The sequence below is a fragment of the Vibrio sp. MMG023 genome (genome assembly GCF_021654215.1).
GTDB classification, from domain to species: Bacteria; Pseudomonadota; Gammaproteobacteria; order Enterobacterales; family Vibrionaceae; genus Vibrio; species Vibrio jasicida.
This window is the reverse complement of record NZ_JAKFZP010000015.1, coordinates 1-17,788: the sequence shown is the minus strand read 5'-3', so window position 1 is coordinate 17,788 and position 17,788 is coordinate 1. Positions and strand designations below refer to the sequence as shown.

The window sequence follows — 17,788 nt, the reverse complement described above, 5'->3', positions numbered from 1 at the left end:
GCATTGAAGTCTTAAGCTTCCAAGGCTGTCACTTTGCTGGCAGCCTTTGTCGTATCTAGGGCTAGAGCGAGGAAGATATCGTATGAGTGACGCAAATAATCACTTGCCTATTTTGCTTCCTTTCTGTACTATCCGTCTTCCTTAATTCTCGGTCAATTTTCTTTAGTTCCTTGCTTCCTCTGGACGACCGAGCCAATCGTGGAAGCTAATAATCCGTAAGGAGCAACCAATGCGTCATTACGAAATCGTATTCATGGTGCACCCTGATCAAAGCGAGCAAGTTGCTGGCATGATCGAGCGTTACACTGGTTCAATCACTGAAGCTGGCGGTAAAATCCACCGTCTAGAAGACTGGGGCCGTCGTCAACTGGCTTACCCAATCAACAAGCTTCACAAAGCTCACTACGTTCTAATGAACGTTGAAGCTGACCAAGCTGTAATCGATGAGCTAGAAACTGCTTTCCGTTTCAACGATGCAGTTCTACGTAACATGATCATGCGTACTAAAGCGGCTATCACTGAGCAATCTATCATGCTTAAGCAGAAAGAAGAGCGTGCAGAGCGTGCTCCTCGTCGCGAAGAGCGTGCTGAAGCTAAGCCAGAAGCAGCTGCTGAGTAATATTTCTTATGACCAATCGAATGGAGCTGAGTGGCACCATTGCCAAGCCGCCCATTCGTAGTAAAAGCCCTGGTGGCATTGAACACTGTCGATTTTGGCTAGAGCATCGCTCTACTGTTATCGAAGCTAATCTACCTCGACAAGTTTATTGTCGAATGCCGGTAGTAGTTAGTGGGCTTGGGTCACAAGCATTAACTCAGAATTTAGTACAAGGCAGTAACATTAAGGTAGGCGGTTTTGTCGCTTATCAGACCGGCCGAAATGGCGTTGGGAAATTAGTGTTACACGCCGACAACATTACTCAAATTTAAGATCAGGAGATAGCCCATGGCTCGTTTCTTCCGTCGTCGTAAATTCTGCCGTTTCACTGCAGAAGGCGTACAAGAGATTGATTACAAAGACGTAGCAACTCTTAAAAACTACATCACTGAAGCTGGTAAAATCGTACCTAGCCGTATCACTGGTACAAGCGCTAAGTACCAGCGTCAACTAGCTCGCGCTATCAAGCGTTCTCGCTACCTAGCTCTACTACCGTACACTGACAAGCATCAGTAATCGGTTCGTTTTATTAAGAAAGAGGATTAAACAATGCAAGTTATTCTACTTGATAAAATCGGTAACCTAGGTGGTCTTGGCGATACAGTAAACGTTAAGTCTGGCTACGCTCGTAACTTCCTTATCCCTCAAGGTAAAGCAGTTATGGCAACTAAAGGCAACGTTGAAATGTTCGAAGCTCGTCGCGCTGAACTAGAAGCTAAAGTTGCTGAGCAACTAACTGCTGCTGAAGCACGTGCTGAGAAAGTTAACGCTCTAGAAGCAGTTGTTATCGCTTCTAAAGCTGGTGACGAAGGTAAACTGTTCGGTTCTATCGGTACTCGTGACATCGCTGACGCTATCACAGCTGCAGGCGTTGAAGTTGCTAAGAGCGAAGTTCGCCTTCCTGAAGGTGCTCTACGTAACACTGGTGAGTTCGAGATCAGCGTTCAACTTCACTCTGAAGTTTTCGCTACTGCGAACGTACAAGTTGTTGCTGCTGAGTAATTCAGTACCAAGACGAAATATTAAAAAGCACCTCTTTTGAGGTGCTTTTTTTATGTCTGATTTTCAGAGAAAAAAGTGAGAATTAGAAGGCGAACAGTAAGTTTACAGAGAATACACTGTCTGCTTTACTGAGCCCCTCTGGCACTTTATCGTGGTATTGACGCGAGTGTGCCAACTTTAAGGCGATATCTTCAGTGATGTCGTTAGTCACGCTTAGATCACTATCGACACGCGTGTTGCTTTTACCACTTACTAAGGTAATGTCGGCAGAAAAACTTAAGTTATCCAAAGCATGCCACGTGGTATTGATATTCCCACGGAAAATGCCTTCTCGAACGATATCAGGAAAGACGATATCGTCATCGTCTATCTCATCAAGGTTTGGTTCTTGATAACGAAAGCCAGGGCCGATCTCCGCCTCTAGCGTGAAATTCTCTGTATAGGCGAACTGGTAACCCAGACCGCCAGAAAGTGTGTAGTCTTTAAAGTAAGCACTGTAGCGCGAATCAACCCCTTTAAAACTGCCGTACAAATAAGTCTTTGAGCCTAACTTGTAGTCACTTTGCGCGGTGTAGGTCGAAGAACGCTTGTCTTCTTCACCATCTTTATAAAGGTTGTAATACTTCCATTCACCGTTTGAACGGTGTCGGCCAGAAGTATATTCAGCACTCAGACGAGCATTCAGGGAACGAGAGTCCGTGTTACCTGTGTGAGCTTGATAGCCGAACTCGACCTCAGTAAGTAGAGGATCGGGCACTTCAATTTCTTGCTCTGGCTGTACTGATTCTTCAGCGAACGATGCTCCCGTGCAAAGTAAGCTAAAGCCAAGTAACCAGTATCGGGACACAAATACCTCGAACGTAATTAAAAAAGGAGGGGCATGATACTGATACAGATATTTTATTGGGTCAATGGTAGGTTAAATTTTATTAGACCTAAACGTAAGAACCAAGGTGTAGGCTCCCTCTCGAACGACTAAACTTAGTGAACTATCTGTTTCATTACGGATAAATCGATTCTAACTAAATCACAAAAGTTAACCGCGATGAAAAGCAGATTGTTAGTCATTCACTTGTTGAATTCTTAACAAGTAATTGTCGCATCGGGGAAGCATCTTGGTTGGGTTTAAGGTTATAATCTTGGGTCATTAGTAGTTATCGAGCAAAGTCATGGCGGAAAACAGAAATCGCAAACCTTCAGACAGTCAGGTAGACGCAATCAAAGTGCCACCTCACTCACTGGAAGCCGAGCAATCAGTGATTGGTGGTCTCTTACTGGACAATGAACGTTGGGACACCGTTGCAGAGCGTGTTGTCAGCAGTGATTTCTATAGCCGTCCACACCGTCTTATTTTCGAAGGCGTGAAAACCACACTAGAAGCGGGTAAGCCTCTCGACTTAATCACACTTTCTGAACATCTTGAGCGTCATGAACAGCTTGAAGATGTGGGTGGCTTTGCTTACCTTGCCGATCTGGCCAAAAACACACCAAGTGCTGCGAATATTAATGCTTATGCCGATATCGTTGCTGAACGCGCGATTGTGCGCGGTTTAATTGGTGTAGCCAATGAGATTGCGGATGCAGGTTACGATCCTCAAGGTCGTAGCTCTGAAGACTTAATTGACCTAGCCGAGAGTAAAGTTTTTGCAATTGCAGAGGCTCGTACCAGTGAGAATGAAGGCCCACAAAACGTGGATAACATTCTTGAAAAAACACTTGAACGTATCGAGATTCTGTACAAAACACCACAAGATGGTGTTACAGGTGTCGATACTGGTTTTACTGACCTCAACAAGAAAACGGCTGGCCTACAAGGCTCTGACTTGGTGATTGTTGCTGCGCGTCCATCGATGGGTAAAACGACCTTTGCGATGAACTTGTGTGAAAACGCGGCGATGCAGCAAGAAAAGCCGGTGCTTATTTTCTCGCTAGAGATGCCAGCAGAACAGTTGATGATGCGTATGCTTGCGTCTCTTTCTCGTGTTGACCAAACCAAGATCCGTACTGGTCAGCTAGACGATGAAGATTGGGCGCGTATTTCTTCTACCATGGGTATCCTGATGCAGAAGAAGAACATGTACATTGATGACAGCTCAGGTCTAACTCCAACAGAAGTTCGCTCGCGAGCACGTCGTATCGCTCGTGAACATGGTGGTCTATCAATGATCATGGTCGACTACCTTCAGTTGATGCGTGTCCCTGCAATGTCGGATAACCGTACTCTTGAGATTGCAGAGATCTCACGTTCACTTAAAGCATTAGCAAAAGAGCTGAACGTGCCAGTTGTCGCACTATCGCAGCTTAACCGTTCCCTAGAGCAACGTTCTGATAAACGCCCAGTTAACTCGGACTTGCGTGAATCAGGCTCTATCGAGCAGGATGCAGACTTGATCATGTTCATCTACCGTGATGAGGTTTATCACCCAGATAGCCCATACAAAGGCACCGCAGAAATTATCTTGGGTAAACAACGTAATGGTCCTATCGGTTCAGTACGCTTGACCTTCCAAGGACAACACTCGCGCTTTGATAATTACGCGGGTCCAGCATTTGATATTGATGATGAGTAATGCAATGAGTTACAAGAAAGCCGCGATGGCATGCATTGACTTGTCTGCGTTGCAATACAACCTGCAACGTGTAAAAGAGCAAGCACCAGACAGCAAAGTGATGGCGGTGGTCAAAGCCAATGGTTACGGCCATGGTCTACGTCATGTCGCGAAGCATGCGACACACGCCGATGCCTTTGGTGTTGCACGGATTGAAGAAGCGCTGCAATTACGCGCTTGTGGTGTGGTAAAACCCATTCTGCTGCTAGAAGGTTTTTACTCACCAGGTGACTTACCTATTTTAGTGACCAACAACATTCAAACGGTCGTGCACTGTGAAGAACAGCTTGTTGCTTTGGAGCAAGCAGAGCTGGAAACCCCTGTGGTCGTTTGGCTTAAAATCGACAGCGGTATGCATCGCTTGGGGGTTCGTCCAGAGCAATACGACGAATTCGTTTCACGCTTAAAAGAGTGTTCAAACGTAGCGAAACCACTTCGTTACATGAGTCACTTCGGTTGTGCAGATGAGCTAGACAGCAACATCACTCCTGAACAGATTGAACGTTTTATGTCTTTGACTGCTGGTTGTCAGGGAGAGCGCTCTCTTGCAGCTTCAGCTGGTTTACTTGCTTGGCCACAAAGTCAATTGGATTGGGTTCGTCCGGGGATCATCATGTACGGTGTTTCACCATTCAATGATAAAACGGCGCAAGAACTTGGCTATCAACCGGTCATGACACTAAAATCGCACTTGATCGCAGTTCGTGAGGTGAAGAAAGGCGAAAGTGTTGGTTATGGTGGTATGTGGACCAGCGAGCGTGATACCAAAGTAGGGGTCATTGCGGTTGGCTATGGCGATGGTTACCCACGAACTGCCCCGAATGGCACACCCGTTTTGGTCAATGGTCGCAAAGTGCCTATTGCCGGTCGAGTCTCAATGGATATGTTGACTGTTGATCTCGGCCCTGATGCGACAGATAAGGTCAGTGATGAAGCAATACTGTGGGGGAAAGAACTCCCTGCAGAAGAGGTGGCAAGCCACATTGGCACCATTGCTTATGAGTTAGTGACTAAACTGACTTCTCGTGTCGAAATGGAATATTCGAAGTAACCCATGAAGAAAATATTATTTTCAGTGCTGGCATTCTCTGCCAGCCTTTTTTTATCTCCACAGACGCTGGCGAAAGAGAAAGATTCAGCATTTGTTCCTTTCTATTTCAGTACGGATACCATGGGTAGCACCGTCGGTTTAGCCGGGGTTGCGAAAGGTGTCGGTCAGCCTCAAGCGGCTTTATTCGGAATGGGACTTTATTCTGAGAAAGATAGCTATGTCGGTTTTCTTTCTGCCTTCAATTACGCTCTATCTTCAAACTTGTTGTTCAGTACGCAGATGTACCAAGCGCGTTTTAACGATAATCCGTACTATTTAGGCAACCAAGGCTCGAATGACTCTTCAACGGAAGATAAAACCGTGACCAATGGAGACGAAGATAACTATAAGCTTGAATTCAAGTACTTACTGCCTTGGGGGAATGTCCGTGAACATGGGTTACTTGGCGCATTCCAACCGGTTCGAGATGTGAGCTTTGCTTCTCCAATTGACTCGGGAGTGAGCTCCATCATCTTCACGCCTTTTTACTCGTCTCGAGAGTTGGATATCTACAATGATAAAAAGGAAGAAGCGACGGGCTTTACTCTGACCTTTGATTGGGATAATCGAGACAGTGTACGTAACACGACGCGTGGCTCTCATACCTCTTTCGACCTAACCACTGGCGCGGACAGTTTGCAATCAGAGGATCTGTGGTTAAAGTGGGAATTTCAAAACAGCCAATATTATTCATTGGGGCCGTTAGGGGATTGGTTCGATCAACAAGTGCTCGCCTTTGATTTTTTCACTGCAGATACGCCGACGTGGGATCAATGTGATGGTGCAGTGTGTAGTCGTCCACCAGAACAAGAACAAGTTCGTTTAGGCGGTTTGTATCGTCTACGTGGTTATACAGCTGGTCGCTACCATGGACGCAGCGCGATTCACTACTCTGCTGAGTATCGTGTATTACCAGATTGGCAACCGCTCGATGATATTCCATTGATTAACTACTACGACTTACCATGGTGGCAGTGGGTAGCTTTTGTCGAAGTGGGTAGAGTTGCAGATGAATACAATCTTAAAACATTACATGAAGACATGAAGTGGAACATCGGTGGTGCAGTGCGCTTCCAAGTCGAGGGTATTGTTGTTCGTGCTGAAATGGCCAAAGGCGCTGATGAAGGCACCTTCCGAGTAATGATCAATCAGCCCTTCTAAATTGAGATAAAACAAAGGCTAACCAGTTGGTTAGCCTTTGTTTTATCTGAACTATTCACCGTTGATGGTTGCGATGACACGACGGCTTCCGCCGTAATCTCGGTGCTCACCTAAGTAAATACCCTGCCATGTTCCCAAAGCTAACTGACCGTTTTGGATAGGAATCGTCACACTACTGCCAAGTAAAGACGCTTTAATATGGGCTGGCATATCATCATCGCCTTCATAAGTGTGCTGGTAGTAAGGCGCTCGTTCAGGCACAAACTTATTAAAATGGGCTTCCATGTCCATACGTACTGTTGGATCTGCGTTTTCATTTAAGGTCAGGCTAGCGGACGTATGTTGAATAAACAAATGTAACAAACCTACTGAAAGCGATTGGATTTGTGGTAATTGTTGTTCAATTTCATCAGTGACCAGATGGAAACCGCGTTTACGCGCTTTTAATTGCAGTGTTTTTTGTGCCCACATATGCGTTCCTTTGGAAAAATTTGATTTGGCGTCTATCCTAATCCAATTAGAGCCTGTCATTACGAAATGATATGATTCTCAGCATCATAAATGAATTGTTTAAATTCGAAACAGGGAACGTGACCTAACTCAATGTGAGTGTAAAGGCACTCCGTCATAATTGATGGCTGAAAAAAAATTACAAAGCCTTGTTTTGTGGCAATTCGCCCAAACATCTAATTTATATTCTTTTTGCTAAATCGGGGATTCCACAGTTTTCGCTAGACTGTAAGGAATGGAACCTACTGTAACATCGGGATAAAGACCATGTTGAAAAATATCAACCCAACGCAAACACAAGCTTGGAAAGCGCTAACTGCGCATTTCGAATCTGCACAAGATATGGATCTGAAAGAGCTATTTACTCAAGACGCGGCGCGTTTCGACAAATACTCTGCACGCTTCGGCTCAGACATCCTAGTCGATTACTCAAAGAACCTAATCAACGAGGACACTCTGAAGCACCTTTTCGCTCTTGCTAACGAGACTGAGCTTAAGTCAGCAATTGAAGCGATGTTCAGTGGTGAAGCGATCAACAAAACAGAAGATCGCGCTGTTCTTCACACTGCACTGCGTAACCGTTCTAACAAGCCAGTAATGGTTGGCGGCGAAGACGTGATGCCTGCGGTAAACGCAGTTCTTGAGAAAATTAAATCATTCACTGATCGCGTAATTGGCGGTGAGTGGAAAGGTTACACAGGTAAAGCAATCACAGACATCGTAAACATCGGTATCGGTGGTTCTGACCTTGGTCCTTACATGGTGACTGAAGCACTAGCACCATACAAAAACCACCTAAACCTGCACTTCGTTTCTAACGTTGATGGTACTCACATCGTTGAAACTCTGAAGAAAGTCGATCCAGAGACAACACTATTCTTGATCGCGTCTAAGACATTCACGACTCAAGAAACCATGACAAACGCGCACTCTGCTCGTGATTGGTTCCTAGAAACTGCTGGCGATCAAGCACACGTTGCCAAGCACTTCGCAGCGCTTTCTACTAACGCTCCTGCAGTGTCTGAGTTTGGTATCGATACAGATAACATGTTTGAGTTCTGGGATTGGGTTGGTGGTCGTTACTCACTATGGTCAGCAATCGGTCTTTCAATTGCATTGTCTGTAGGTTACGACAACTTTATCGAGCTTTTAGACGGTGCTCACGAGATGGATAACCACTTCGTATCGACAGATCTAGAAAGCAACATCCCTGTAATTCTTGCTTTGATCGGTATTTGGTACAACAACTTCCATGGCGCTGAGTCTGAAGCAATCCTACCTTACGATCAGTACATGCACCGTTTCGCGGCGTACTTCCAGCAAGGTAACATGGAATCTAACGGTAAGTACGTTGACCGTGAAGGTAACGCAGTGACTTACCAAACTGGTCCTATCATTTGGGGTGAACCAGGTACTAACGGTCAGCACGCGTTCTACCAGCTGATTCACCAAGGCACTAAGTTGATCCCATGTGACTTTATTGCACCAGCAATCAGCCACAACCCAGCAAGCGACCACCACCAAAAACTGATGTCTAACTTCTTTGCACAAACAGAAGCATTGGCATTTGGTAAGTCAGCAGAAACTGTGAAGGCAGAATTTGCGAAAGCAGGTAAGAGCGAAGAAGAAATGGCGTCTCTAGTACCGTTCAAAGTATTTGAAGGTAACCGACCAACGAACTCTATCCTAGTTAAGCAAATCACACCTCGCACGCTAGGTAACTTGATCGCAATGTACGAGCACAAAATCTTCGTTCAAGGCGTTATCTGGAATATCTTCAGCTTCGACCAATGGGGTGTTGAGCTAGGTAAGCAACTAGCAAACCAAATCCTACCTGAGCTAGCTGACGGTTCTGAAATCAGTTCACACGACAGCTCTACAAACGGTCTAATCAACGCATTCAAAGCTTTTAAAGCTTAATGTTTGAATAGATAGAAAAAGAAAAGGTCAGCAAGTGCTGACCTTTTTTATTGTCTGAGACAGAAACAAATAGGTTGGCATTTGCCAACTTATTTATTCTCTATTATTCGAAGCAAATCTCGATGAAGGCATTTCCCCACTGTGAAGAGAAAGGCATGATGATGATTGAGCCTTCACACTTGTGGCGAATGGTATGGCCTCTACCTGATACCACAACTGGCGTTGCCATATCAAAGTCGAACCCACTTTCCGCTAGAATACGTTTCGCACCACCAGTCACCATGTTAGTGATCTCACCAACCATGTCAGTCACTTCCTCGTTCAGTCCGTTTGGACGTTCTCCAAGCATGTTTTGCATGATTTCTAGTGCTAACGCTTCATCAAAGGTAATCGACATTGAACCACGAGTTTGTGGGCCAACCATACCAATAAGACCAGAAACGTCACCTCGTGCGATCTCATCTTTCTTGATTCGCGGTTTTTGTGGCTTCAGTTCTAGCGAAGCCATAGTTTTTAGAACATTCATTAAAGAAGCTAAAAACGGGTTTACAAATTCAGCGCGCATAACGTTCTTCTATCTTTCTTCTTTCGTCTCCGAGGAACACGCCTGGCATTCGCCATGGGTTTCGATAACTTGATTCGTTAGCTTGAATCCATGTTTCTCGGCGTTATTGGCTAATAAGGATATCAGCGTCTCGTCTTCGAGTTCAACGACATCGCCACATTTATCGCAAATTAACAGTTGGAAAAAATGCTGTTGAGTATTGAACGAACAACAAGTAATAAAACTGTTCGTTGATTCCACTCGATGAATAAAGCCTTGTTCTAGAAGAAAATCTAATGCTCGATAAACAGTCGGTGGCTTAGCCTGAGGCTCACTCTCTTTCAGTTGCTCCAATAGCTCATACGCACTAGAGGCGCGGCGATTAGAACAAATTAGCTCAAAAACGCGTCGGCGCTGCGGCGTCAATCTTACTCCGCGCTCAGCGCAGATTTGTTCAATTTGTTCAAGGATTGTTGGGTCCAAATCTTTCACCATAACTATCGGACGTGCTTTATGATAAACCATTTCTATACGAAGTTCGTTTAGAAATACTGCATTTTACCTACTATCAGACCGAAAATCATGAACTAAAGCAAGTCGATGAAGAGTAGAGTGAGCAACGGATATCACAGAACGAGATACCAATGCCGAAATAGGGTGTTGGGGCGGCGATTCACAGCGCTCGCATCCATTGCACGGTGGGTATACAATACCCGACTTAATTTTTGGGGCGCAACGCCGCGCTCTACCTTGGCAACGTAAAAACGGGTGTTTATATCATGACTCATTCTTGCAGGCTCTCTGTAGCACCAATGTTGGATTGGACGGATCGTCATTGTCGCTACTTCCATCGCTTAATGACCAAAGAAACCCTGCTGTACACCGAAATGGTAACAACAGGTGCGATCATTCATGGAAAAGGAGATTTCCTAGCTTATAACGAAGAAGAGCACCCGTTAGCCCTTCAACTTGGCGGTTCAAACCCAGCTGATTTGGCAACGTGCGCTAAGTTAGCCCAAGAGCGTGGCTACGATGAGATTAACCTAAACGTGGGTTGCCCATCTGATCGTGTTCAAAATGGCCGTTTCGGCGCGTGCTTAATGGCCGAGCCACAGTTGGTCGCTGACTGTATCGCATCGATGAAAGATGTGGTTGATATTCCTGTTACGGTAAAGACGCGTATTGGCATTGACGACCAAGATTCTTATGAGTTTTTAACTGACTTCATATCGATTGTGTCGGAGAAAGGTGGCTGTGAACAATTTACTATTCATGCGCGTAAAGCATGGTTAAGTGGTTTAAGCCCGAAAGAAAACCGTGAGATTCCACCGTTGGATTACCCACGCGCTTACCAGTTGAAGAAAGATTTCTCTCACCTGACTATCGCTGTGAACGGTGGCGTAAAGTCATTAGAAGAAGCGAAAGGGCATCTACAACATTTAGATGGTGTGATGATTGGTCGTGAAGCTTATCAAAGCCCCTACTTGCTAGCATCTGTTGACCAAGAATTGTTTGGTTCAACCGCACCCGTGAAGAAGCGCAGTGAGATCGTTGAAGAGATGTACCCGTATATCGAAGCACAACTTGCAAAGGGTGCTTACATTGGCCATATCACTCGTCATATGTTGGGCTTATTTCAAAGTATGCCTGGTGCTCGTCAATGGCGTCGCCACATCAGTGAGAATGCACACAAGCCAGGTTCTGGTTTAGAGGTGTTGCAAGATGCACTGGCGAAGATTCCAAAAGAATTGAACGTGTAAATTTCACCAGTGGTTGGTGAAAATTACCAACTCACAAATAGAAAAGCCAGAGTGCAGAAATGTCTCTGGCTTTATTTTTACTTATAGATCATGGTTTTATTCTTGTTTTTAATAAGTTGGTACAGAACCTGCTCTAGTAAAACTAAAACAAAGGAGAAGTGATTATGTTGGAGCTGATCTTTATTTTAGTATTTGCGGCAACTTTGCTCGTGACTGGTATTACGATGGTGACTGTATTTGCCGCGACGGGTATTGCGTTAATCGTGATGTTCTTACTTGGTATGGTTGGAGCGGTATTGAAATTATTGCCCTGGTTAATTGTGATAGCACTTGGTATTTGGTTTTTCAAAAACTTCGTTGCCCAGCCGCGCTATAAGTAACGGATTGTAGAGATTTAGTTGATAGAGGGCAGTGAGAGTATGATAATATTTCTCACATGCCCCTTAATGTTGAAATCAGCTATCTCGGAGTAAAAATTACATGACATATAAAGCGACCATCGCTTTAACGACACTATCGTTGGCAGCGTCTTATCCTTGTTTTGCAAATGAAGAAGCTTCTTCTTTTACTACCACTGTAGGTGCAGAAGTTTGGGTGGCAGATACTAAAGTTAATGAAGTAAGAAGAGATAGCAATACAACTGGTTCTTTCTATGCTGCGGTTGAGCACGACATAAAATACGTGCCAAATGCTCGCCTTCGTTATTCTAACGTTGATGCAGATTACATGGGTTTCGACAAATTAGATCTCACTCTTTACTACCAAATTCTTGAACATGACTTACTGCATTTCGATGCGGGTCTGACCTTTAGTAATTTGAGTGACACTAAGTATGTGGATGCGGGTACAAATGCCCGCACGGAAGAGTTTGATGAACTTATCTGGGCTTGGTATGGCTACGCAGAAATCACCGTACCTAATACCAACTTCGATGTGATTGGTGAAATGAACTTCGGCGATAGCAAAGGTATCAAGAGCACCGACCTAATGGCAGGTGTTCAGTACCGTATCCCTTTCCAGGAATCTGAATTGACCTTCCGTGGTGGCTACCGTGTGATTGACCTTGAGTCAGAAGAGTTCTTATCGAGCTTAGGTAAAGAGTTCATTTTTGCTGATGGCTTCTTTGTTGGTGCTCAATACTCTTTCTAAACATAATTAACTTATTTCTTTAAAACGTCGCCTTATAAGCGGCGTTTTTTTATATCACTTCATTATATTCAATCGAATTAATCGCCCAAGTTTTCAGACTTCGACCATGCTTATTTAGGAGCAATGTATAAAAGTTGGAGCAAGGATTGCGATGACAATAAATGAATTGAGACATCTATTTCGTGATAACCAGCTGGTAGAAGCCATTATCGAACCTTCAATACAAGAAGGAGGTTGGGTTGTTGAGTTTAGACATGCCCGTGGTGGTTTTGTCTGTCTTACCGATACTCATGGGGAAGAATGTCTCTATGATGACCTCGATACGGCCTCTAAATCGGCCATGGCAGTCGGCTTTCAACAAGTTCGGATTGAAGATCGTTGACCCTAACTTTGATTTTCTTACTTCCAAAAAGTTATAAAACATTCACATCTATTCTTTCTTGTTATTAGGGAGAGTGGTTAATCTATCGTCACGCAATGAATAGGGATGTCGTGACAATGTCTTTTCAAAAGAATGAGTCTTACAAGAATGTGTCGGAAGAAAATAATGGGCAAGGTGGAAACCCACCAATCGCAAGCCCTCTGAATGACCAGCAATTTAGTTCACTCCAGCAAACTGTCTCTGAGTTATCTCCACAACAACTCGCTTGGGTCAGTGGTTATTTTTGGGGTTTAGCGCAAAACCAACCAAGTTCAGCAGCTGCAGGCCCAATAGCACAGGCTGCTGCTTCTGTCGCTGCAAAACCAGCAGGCAAGCTAAGCATCATTTTTGCTTCTCAAACCGGCAATGCGAAAGGTGTTGCTGAAGCACTAGAGCAAGAAGCCAAAGCAGAAGGCATTGTTGTAGAGCTATTTGATGCTAGTGATTACAAAGGCAAAAATCTTGCTAAAGAGACGCATGTAATCATCGTTGCGTCCACTAATGGAGAGGGTGAAGCGCCAGATAATGCCATTGAGCTGCATGAATTCCTTCAATCAAAGAAAGCGCCTAAGCTACCAAACCTGCAATATGCGGTGATCGCTCTTGGCGATTCTAGCTACGAATTTTTCTGCCAAACGGGTAAAGACTTCGATACTTACTTATCTAAGCTAGGTGCAACTGCCTTCATCGATCGCATTGATTGTGATGTGGATTACGAAGCGCCGGCCGCAGAGTGGCGTAAACAAGCGCTTGAGCAAGTAAAAGAAGCGCTTTCTTCTGGTAACGAAGCGGAAGTGGTTCAACTTCCTGTTGGTCAAGCCGCTCCTGGCCACTCTGCTTATAACAAGCAAAATCCATATACCGCAACGTTACTGACTAGCCAGAAAATCACGGGTCGTGATTCGGGCAAAGATGTTCGCCACGTAGAGATTGACCTCGAGGACTCAGGTTTAACTTATCAAGCCGGCGATGCTTTAGGTGTGTGGTTCGATAATAGTTCAGAATTAGCCAATGCTATCTTAGCTAAGGCTGGTCTATCCGGTGTAGAAAGTGTAGAAGTGGATGGTGAAAGCCTTTCTATTCATAGTGCATTGGTTAGCAAATATGAAATCACCGCATCAAACCCTCAGTTTGTCACCAAATTTGCAGAGCTATCTGGTAGTAAGAAACTACAAAAGCTAGTGGAAGATAAAGACAAACTTCGTGAGTACGCAGCAAACACTCAAGTCGTAGATGTGCTTGCGGAGAAGAAGACCAAGCTAAGTGCAGAAGAGTTGGTTGGTTTACTTCGTCGATTGACACCTCGTCTATATTCTATCGCTTCAAGCCAAACCGAAGTTGATGAAGAGGTTCACCTAACCGTCGGATTAGTTGAATACGATAAAGGTGATGAGAAGCGCTACGGCGGCGCATCGAGTTTCCTCGCTCAACGTCTAGAAGATGGTGGTGAAGTGAAAGTGTTTGTTGAGCACAACAATAACTTCAAACTGCCACAAGATGACAACACACCAATCATCATGGTTGGTCCTGGTACCGGTATTGCGCCTTTCCGCAGCTTCATTCAGGAGCGTGATAACCGTGACGCGGAAGGCAAGAACTGGTTGTTTTTTGGTGACCGTACCTTTACTCAAGATTTCCTTTACCAAGTTGAATGGCAGAAGTACCTCAAGTCAGGTTTGCTGACTCGCCTTGATGTTGCGTTTAGTCGTGACCAAGCAGAGAAGGTTTATGTTCAACATCGCATCCTAGAAAACGCTGAACAAGTGTGGCAATGGATTCAAGATGGTGCCTACATCTATGTATGTGGTGATGCCACTCGTATGGCAAAAGATGTTCACGATGCGCTGGTATTTGTAGCTGAGCAACAAGGCAAGCTATCTCGTGAAGAAGCAGAAGCATTTATCAACGATCTACGTAAAGCGAAACGTTACCAAAGGGATGTGTACTAATGAGCGCGAATCAACAATCAAACAGCCAAGAAGTATTAGGTGAGGTACTTGGTCCACTCTCGGATAACGAGCGCCTTAAAAGAGAAAGTAACTTACTGCGTGGAACGATTGAACAAGATCTGCAAGACCGCATTACCGGTGGTTTTACTGCAGATAACTTCCAGTTGATTCGTTTCCACGGAATGTACCAGCAAGATGATCGCGATATCCGTAATGAGCGTGCTAAGCAAAAGTTGGAGCCGTTGCACAATGTCATGCTTCGTGCACGTATGCCGGGCGGCATCATTACGCCAAAGCAATGGCTAGCGATCGACAAGTTTGCAACTGAGCACTCTTTATATGGAAGTATTCGTCTTACGACTCGTCAAACGTTTCAGTTCCACGGCGTGCTAAAACCAAATATCAAGTTGATGCACCAAACGCTCAACAGCATTGGTATTGATTCGATTGCCACCGCGGGTGATGTTAACCGTAACGTGTTGTGTACCACTAATCCAGTGGAGTCGGAGCTACACCAAGAGGCTTACGAGTGGGCGAAGAAGATCAGTGAACATCTATTACCGAAGACACGCGCTTACGCAGAGATTTGGTTAGACGGTGAAAAAGTAGAAAGCACGGAAGAAGACGAACCGGTTCTAGGTAAGAACTATCTACCACGTAAGTTTAAAACCACAGTGGTTATCCCACCGCAAAATGACGTAGACGTACACGCTAACGATCTTAACTTCGTAGCGATTGCAGATAACGGCAAGCTGGTTGGTTTTAACGTGCTCGTTGGTGGTGGTCTCGCGATGACGCATGGCGATACATCAACTTATCCACGCAGAGCGGATGACTTTGGTTTTATCCCATTAGAGAAAACGCTTGATGTTGCGGCTGCTGTAGTAACGACGCAACGTGATTGGGGTAACCGTTCGAACCGTAAGAATGCAAAAACGAAGTACACATTAGATCGTGTCGGAAGTGATGTCTTTAAAGCAGAAGTAGAAAAGCGTGCTGGTGTTAAGTTTGAGCAAAGTCGCCCTTATGAATTAACAGAACGTGGTGACCGTATTGGTTGGGTTGAAGGGATCGATGGTAAGCATCACCTAGCACTCTTCATCGAAAACGGTCGTCTGTTGGATTTCCCGGGTAAACCACTTAAGACAGGTGTTGCTGAAATTGCCAAAATCCACAAAGGCGATTTCCGCATGACGGCAAACCAAAATTTGATTGTTGCTGGTGTACCAAAAAGCCAAAAATCGAAGATCGAGAAGATTGCTCGTGAACATGGCTTAATGAATGATGGTGTGAGTGAGCAGCGTAAGAACTCGATGGCGTGTGTCGCATTCCCTACTTGTCCGCTCGCGATGGCTGAGGCTGAACGATATCTTCCTCAGTTTGTTACTGATGTTGAAGATATTCTAGAAAAGCATGGTCTATCGGAAGAAGACAATATCATTCTTCGTGTAACAGGGTGTCCAAATGGCTGTGGCCGAGCAATGTTGGCAGAAATCGGCTTAGTTGGTAAAGCTCCGGGTCGATACAACTTACACCTAGGTGGTAACCGCGGCGGTACTCGAGTACCGAAGATGTATAAAGAGAACATTACGGATAAGCAAATCTTAGAAGAGATTGATCAGCTGGTGGCTCGTTGGGCTGCCGAACGTGAAGAAGGCGAAGCATTTGGCGATTTCACGATTCGAGCTGGCATTATCCAAGAAGTGTTTATATCAAAGAGGGATTTCCATGCTTGATTCTGTAGCGTCCAACCCGGAGCTAGCAGAGTTACTGACATTAACTAAGACGGAGCAAATCCTCCGTCTTGCTCAAATCAATGTCGAGCTCGAACAGCTTTCGGCACAAGAGAGAGTAAAGTGGGCATTGGAGAATTTGGAAGGGGAGTTCGCAGTCTCATCCAGTTTCGGTATCCAAGCAGCAGTGATGCTCCATCTTGTGACACAACAAAAGCCGGACATTCCAATCATCCTAACGGACACCGGATATCTATTTGCGGAGACTTATCAATTTATTGACCAGTTGAAAGCGCAACTGAGCCTCAACCTTAAAGTATACCGAGCAAAAGAAAGCGCCCATTGGCAAGAAGCACGTTACGGAAAACTTTGGGAACAAGGTATAGAGGGAATTGAAAAGTACAACAAGATAAACAAAGTAGAACCAATGCGACGGGCTCTGCGTGAGCAAAATGTCGGTACTTGGTTTTCAGGATTGCGTCGAGAGCAAAGCCAATCTCGTGCAGGTCTACCAATCTTGTCGATTCAAAATGGTGTATTTAAATTCTTACCAGTGATCGACTGGGCGAATAAAGATGTGCATTACTACCTAGAAGAACATGGTTTAAGTTATCACCCTCTATGGGACCAAGGATATCTTTCGGTAGGTGATACTCATACAACAAGGAAGTGGGAACCAGGAATGTCAGAAGAAGAAACCCGCTTCTTCGGTTTAAAACGAGAGTGTGGTCTTCATGAAGATGAGGGCGCAGAACAAGATGGTTCTGGCATCTAGTCATTTAGACGCCGAAACACACGTATCGGCTAAATAAAGAAAGCTGCTGTAAAGCAGCTTTCTTTATTTACAGTAAGTAAAAATGGGCAAAAAAGGATAACTCTGTGGATAAGTTGTTTAACTCTTTGGGGTAAAGTTGGATAAATAAGCCTTTGAATGAAAAGTCGACGTTTAACCATTATTTTTGCAATTTTTGCAAAATAACACTTGCCAACGTGAGCGCGATCTCTATAATGCCACCTCATCGACAGGGCAAGCGCTCACAAGGGTTCAAGCAACGTCGATAAGGTCAGAAAGAAAAACGAAATAATTTGAAAAAGTGTTTGACACAAAAAATTATCTCGCTAGAATGGCCGCCTCTTCCGAAGTGATGTGAGTCACAAAGAAGAATCGCTCTTTAAAAATATAGACCTATCAATCTGTGTGGGCACTCGTTGATGATAATCCAATTAGATACCTCGGTATCAAATTAGGTTTCAATGAACTGAGTGACCAATCAAGTCGCAA

At 44.7% G+C, this 17,788-nt stretch carries 19 protein-coding genes; 15 read left to right on the top strand and 4 right to left on the bottom strand.

Going from position 1 to position 17,788, the window contains the following annotated elements; genetic code table 11:
- The first annotated feature begins 229 nt into the window (after window positions 1–229).
- The 4 genes from rpsF to rplI are packed head-to-tail and all read left to right on the top strand — an operon-like array spanning window position 230 to window position 1,660.
- Window positions 230–619: a 30S ribosomal protein S6 gene (gene rpsF, locus L1076_RS25565; protein ID WP_010443890.1), complete on the top strand. Its 390-nt coding sequence runs from the start codon at window positions 230–232 to the stop codon at window positions 617–619.
- A gap of 8 nt (window positions 620–627) precedes the next feature.
- Window positions 628–930: a primosomal replication protein N gene (gene priB / locus L1076_RS25560; protein ID WP_005438449.1), complete on the top strand. Its 303-nt coding sequence runs from the start codon at window positions 628–630 to the stop codon at window positions 928–930.
- Window positions 931–946: 16 nt separating this feature from the next.
- On the top strand, window positions 947–1,174 hold the full coding sequence (gene rpsR / locus L1076_RS25555; RefSeq protein ID WP_000090472.1) for a 30S ribosomal protein S18: 228 nt from the start codon (window positions 947–949) through the stop codon (window positions 1,172–1,174).
- A gap of 33 nt (window positions 1,175–1,207) precedes the next feature.
- The gene (gene rplI / locus L1076_RS25550; protein ID WP_038865482.1) at window positions 1,208–1,660 is read left to right on the top strand and encodes a 50S ribosomal protein L9; all 453 of its coding nucleotides are present in this window, start codon (window positions 1,208–1,210) and stop codon (window positions 1,658–1,660) included.
- An 82-nt stretch (window positions 1,661–1,742) separates the two neighbouring features.
- On the opposite strand, the gene L1076_RS25545 is transcribed toward rplI, so the two are convergent.
- Window positions 1,743–2,507 carry a DUF481 domain-containing protein gene (locus L1076_RS25545; RefSeq protein WP_038865481.1) on the bottom strand — a complete coding sequence of 255 codons (765 nt, stop codon included), beginning with the start codon at window positions 2,505–2,507 and terminating at the stop codon, window positions 1,743–1,745.
- A 322-nt stretch (window positions 2,508–2,829) separates the two neighbouring features.
- Here L1076_RS25545 and L1076_RS25540 point away from each other — a divergent pair, with 322 nt between their 5' ends.
- The 3 genes from L1076_RS25540 to L1076_RS25530 are packed head-to-tail and all read left to right on the top strand — an operon-like array spanning window position 2,830 to window position 6,520.
- A complete protein-coding gene (locus L1076_RS25540) occupies window positions 2,830–4,230 on the top strand; it encodes a replicative DNA helicase (protein WP_038865480.1) in 1,401 nt (466 codons plus the stop codon).
- A gap of 4 nt (window positions 4,231–4,234) precedes the next feature.
- A complete protein-coding gene (gene alr / locus L1076_RS25535) occupies window positions 4,235–5,320 on the top strand; it encodes an alanine racemase (protein ID WP_038865520.1) in 1,086 nt (361 codons plus the stop codon).
- 3 nt (window positions 5,321–5,323) lie between these two features.
- Window positions 5,324–6,520, top strand: coding sequence for a hypothetical protein (locus L1076_RS25530; protein WP_038881662.1), 1,197 nt, complete (start codon window positions 5,324–5,326; stop codon window positions 6,518–6,520).
- 51 nt (window positions 6,521–6,571) lie between these two features.
- Here L1076_RS25530 and L1076_RS25525 read toward each other — a convergent pair whose 3' ends face one another.
- On the bottom strand, window positions 6,572–6,991 hold the full coding sequence (locus L1076_RS25525; protein WP_045405858.1) for a secondary thiamine-phosphate synthase enzyme YjbQ: 420 nt from the start codon (window positions 6,989–6,991) through the stop codon (window positions 6,572–6,574).
- Window positions 6,992–7,297: 306 nt separating this feature from the next.
- Between L1076_RS25525 and pgi the strand changes: the two genes are divergently transcribed.
- Complete coding sequence (pgi, locus tag L1076_RS25520; protein WP_045405859.1) at window positions 7,298–8,950, top strand: glucose-6-phosphate isomerase; 1,653 nt, start codon at window positions 7,298–7,300, stop codon at window positions 8,948–8,950.
- Between the two features lie 103 nt (window positions 8,951–9,053).
- On the opposite strand, the gene L1076_RS25515 is transcribed toward pgi, so the two are convergent.
- The gene (locus L1076_RS25515; protein ID WP_005381269.1) at window positions 9,054–9,515 is read right to left on the bottom strand and encodes a chemotaxis protein CheX; all 462 of its coding nucleotides are present in this window, start codon (window positions 9,513–9,515) and stop codon (window positions 9,054–9,056) included.
- 9 nt (window positions 9,516–9,524) lie between these two features.
- Window positions 9,525–9,989: a zinc uptake transcriptional repressor Zur gene (gene zur / locus L1076_RS25510; RefSeq protein ID WP_038865518.1), complete on the bottom strand. Its 465-nt coding sequence runs from the start codon at window positions 9,987–9,989 to the stop codon at window positions 9,525–9,527.
- A gap of 284 nt (window positions 9,990–10,273) precedes the next feature.
- Between zur and dusA the strand changes: the two genes are divergently transcribed.
- From dusA to L1076_RS25475, 7 genes are all read left to right on the top strand, one after another.
- On the top strand, window positions 10,274–11,254 hold the full coding sequence (dusA, locus tag L1076_RS25505) for a tRNA dihydrouridine(20/20a) synthase DusA (protein WP_045405863.1): 981 nt from the start codon (window positions 10,274–10,276) through the stop codon (window positions 11,252–11,254).
- A 164-nt stretch (window positions 11,255–11,418) separates the two neighbouring features.
- Complete coding sequence (pspG, locus tag L1076_RS25500; RefSeq protein WP_038881667.1) at window positions 11,419–11,634, top strand: envelope stress response protein PspG; 216 nt, start codon at window positions 11,419–11,421, stop codon at window positions 11,632–11,634.
- 100 nt (window positions 11,635–11,734) lie between these two features.
- Entirely contained in the window at window positions 11,735–12,403 is a 669-nt protein-coding gene (locus L1076_RS25495) for a TIGR04219 family outer membrane beta-barrel protein (protein ID WP_038865474.1), read from the top strand.
- A gap of 151 nt (window positions 12,404–12,554) precedes the next feature.
- Window positions 12,555–12,785 carry a hypothetical protein gene (locus tag L1076_RS25490; RefSeq protein ID WP_038865472.1) on the top strand — a complete coding sequence of 77 codons (231 nt, stop codon included), beginning with the start codon at window positions 12,555–12,557 and terminating at the stop codon, window positions 12,783–12,785.
- A 116-nt stretch (window positions 12,786–12,901) separates the two neighbouring features.
- Window positions 12,902–14,773, top strand: a complete 1,872-nt coding sequence (locus tag L1076_RS25485) for an assimilatory sulfite reductase (NADPH) flavoprotein subunit (RefSeq protein ID WP_237304712.1) — start codon at window positions 12,902–12,904, stop codon at window positions 14,771–14,773.
- Window positions 14,773–16,509, top strand: a complete 1,737-nt coding sequence (gene cysI / locus L1076_RS25480; protein WP_237304711.1) for an assimilatory sulfite reductase (NADPH) hemoprotein subunit — start codon at window positions 14,773–14,775, stop codon at window positions 16,507–16,509. The genes L1076_RS25485 and cysI overlap by 1 nt, the downstream gene beginning before the upstream one ends.
- Window positions 16,502–17,281 carry a phosphoadenylyl-sulfate reductase gene (locus L1076_RS25475; RefSeq protein WP_237304710.1) on the top strand — a complete coding sequence of 260 codons (780 nt, stop codon included), beginning with the start codon at window positions 16,502–16,504 and terminating at the stop codon, window positions 17,279–17,281. Before cysI ends, L1076_RS25475 begins: the two co-directional genes overlap by 8 nt.
- Window positions 17,282–17,788 lie beyond the last annotated feature (507 nt).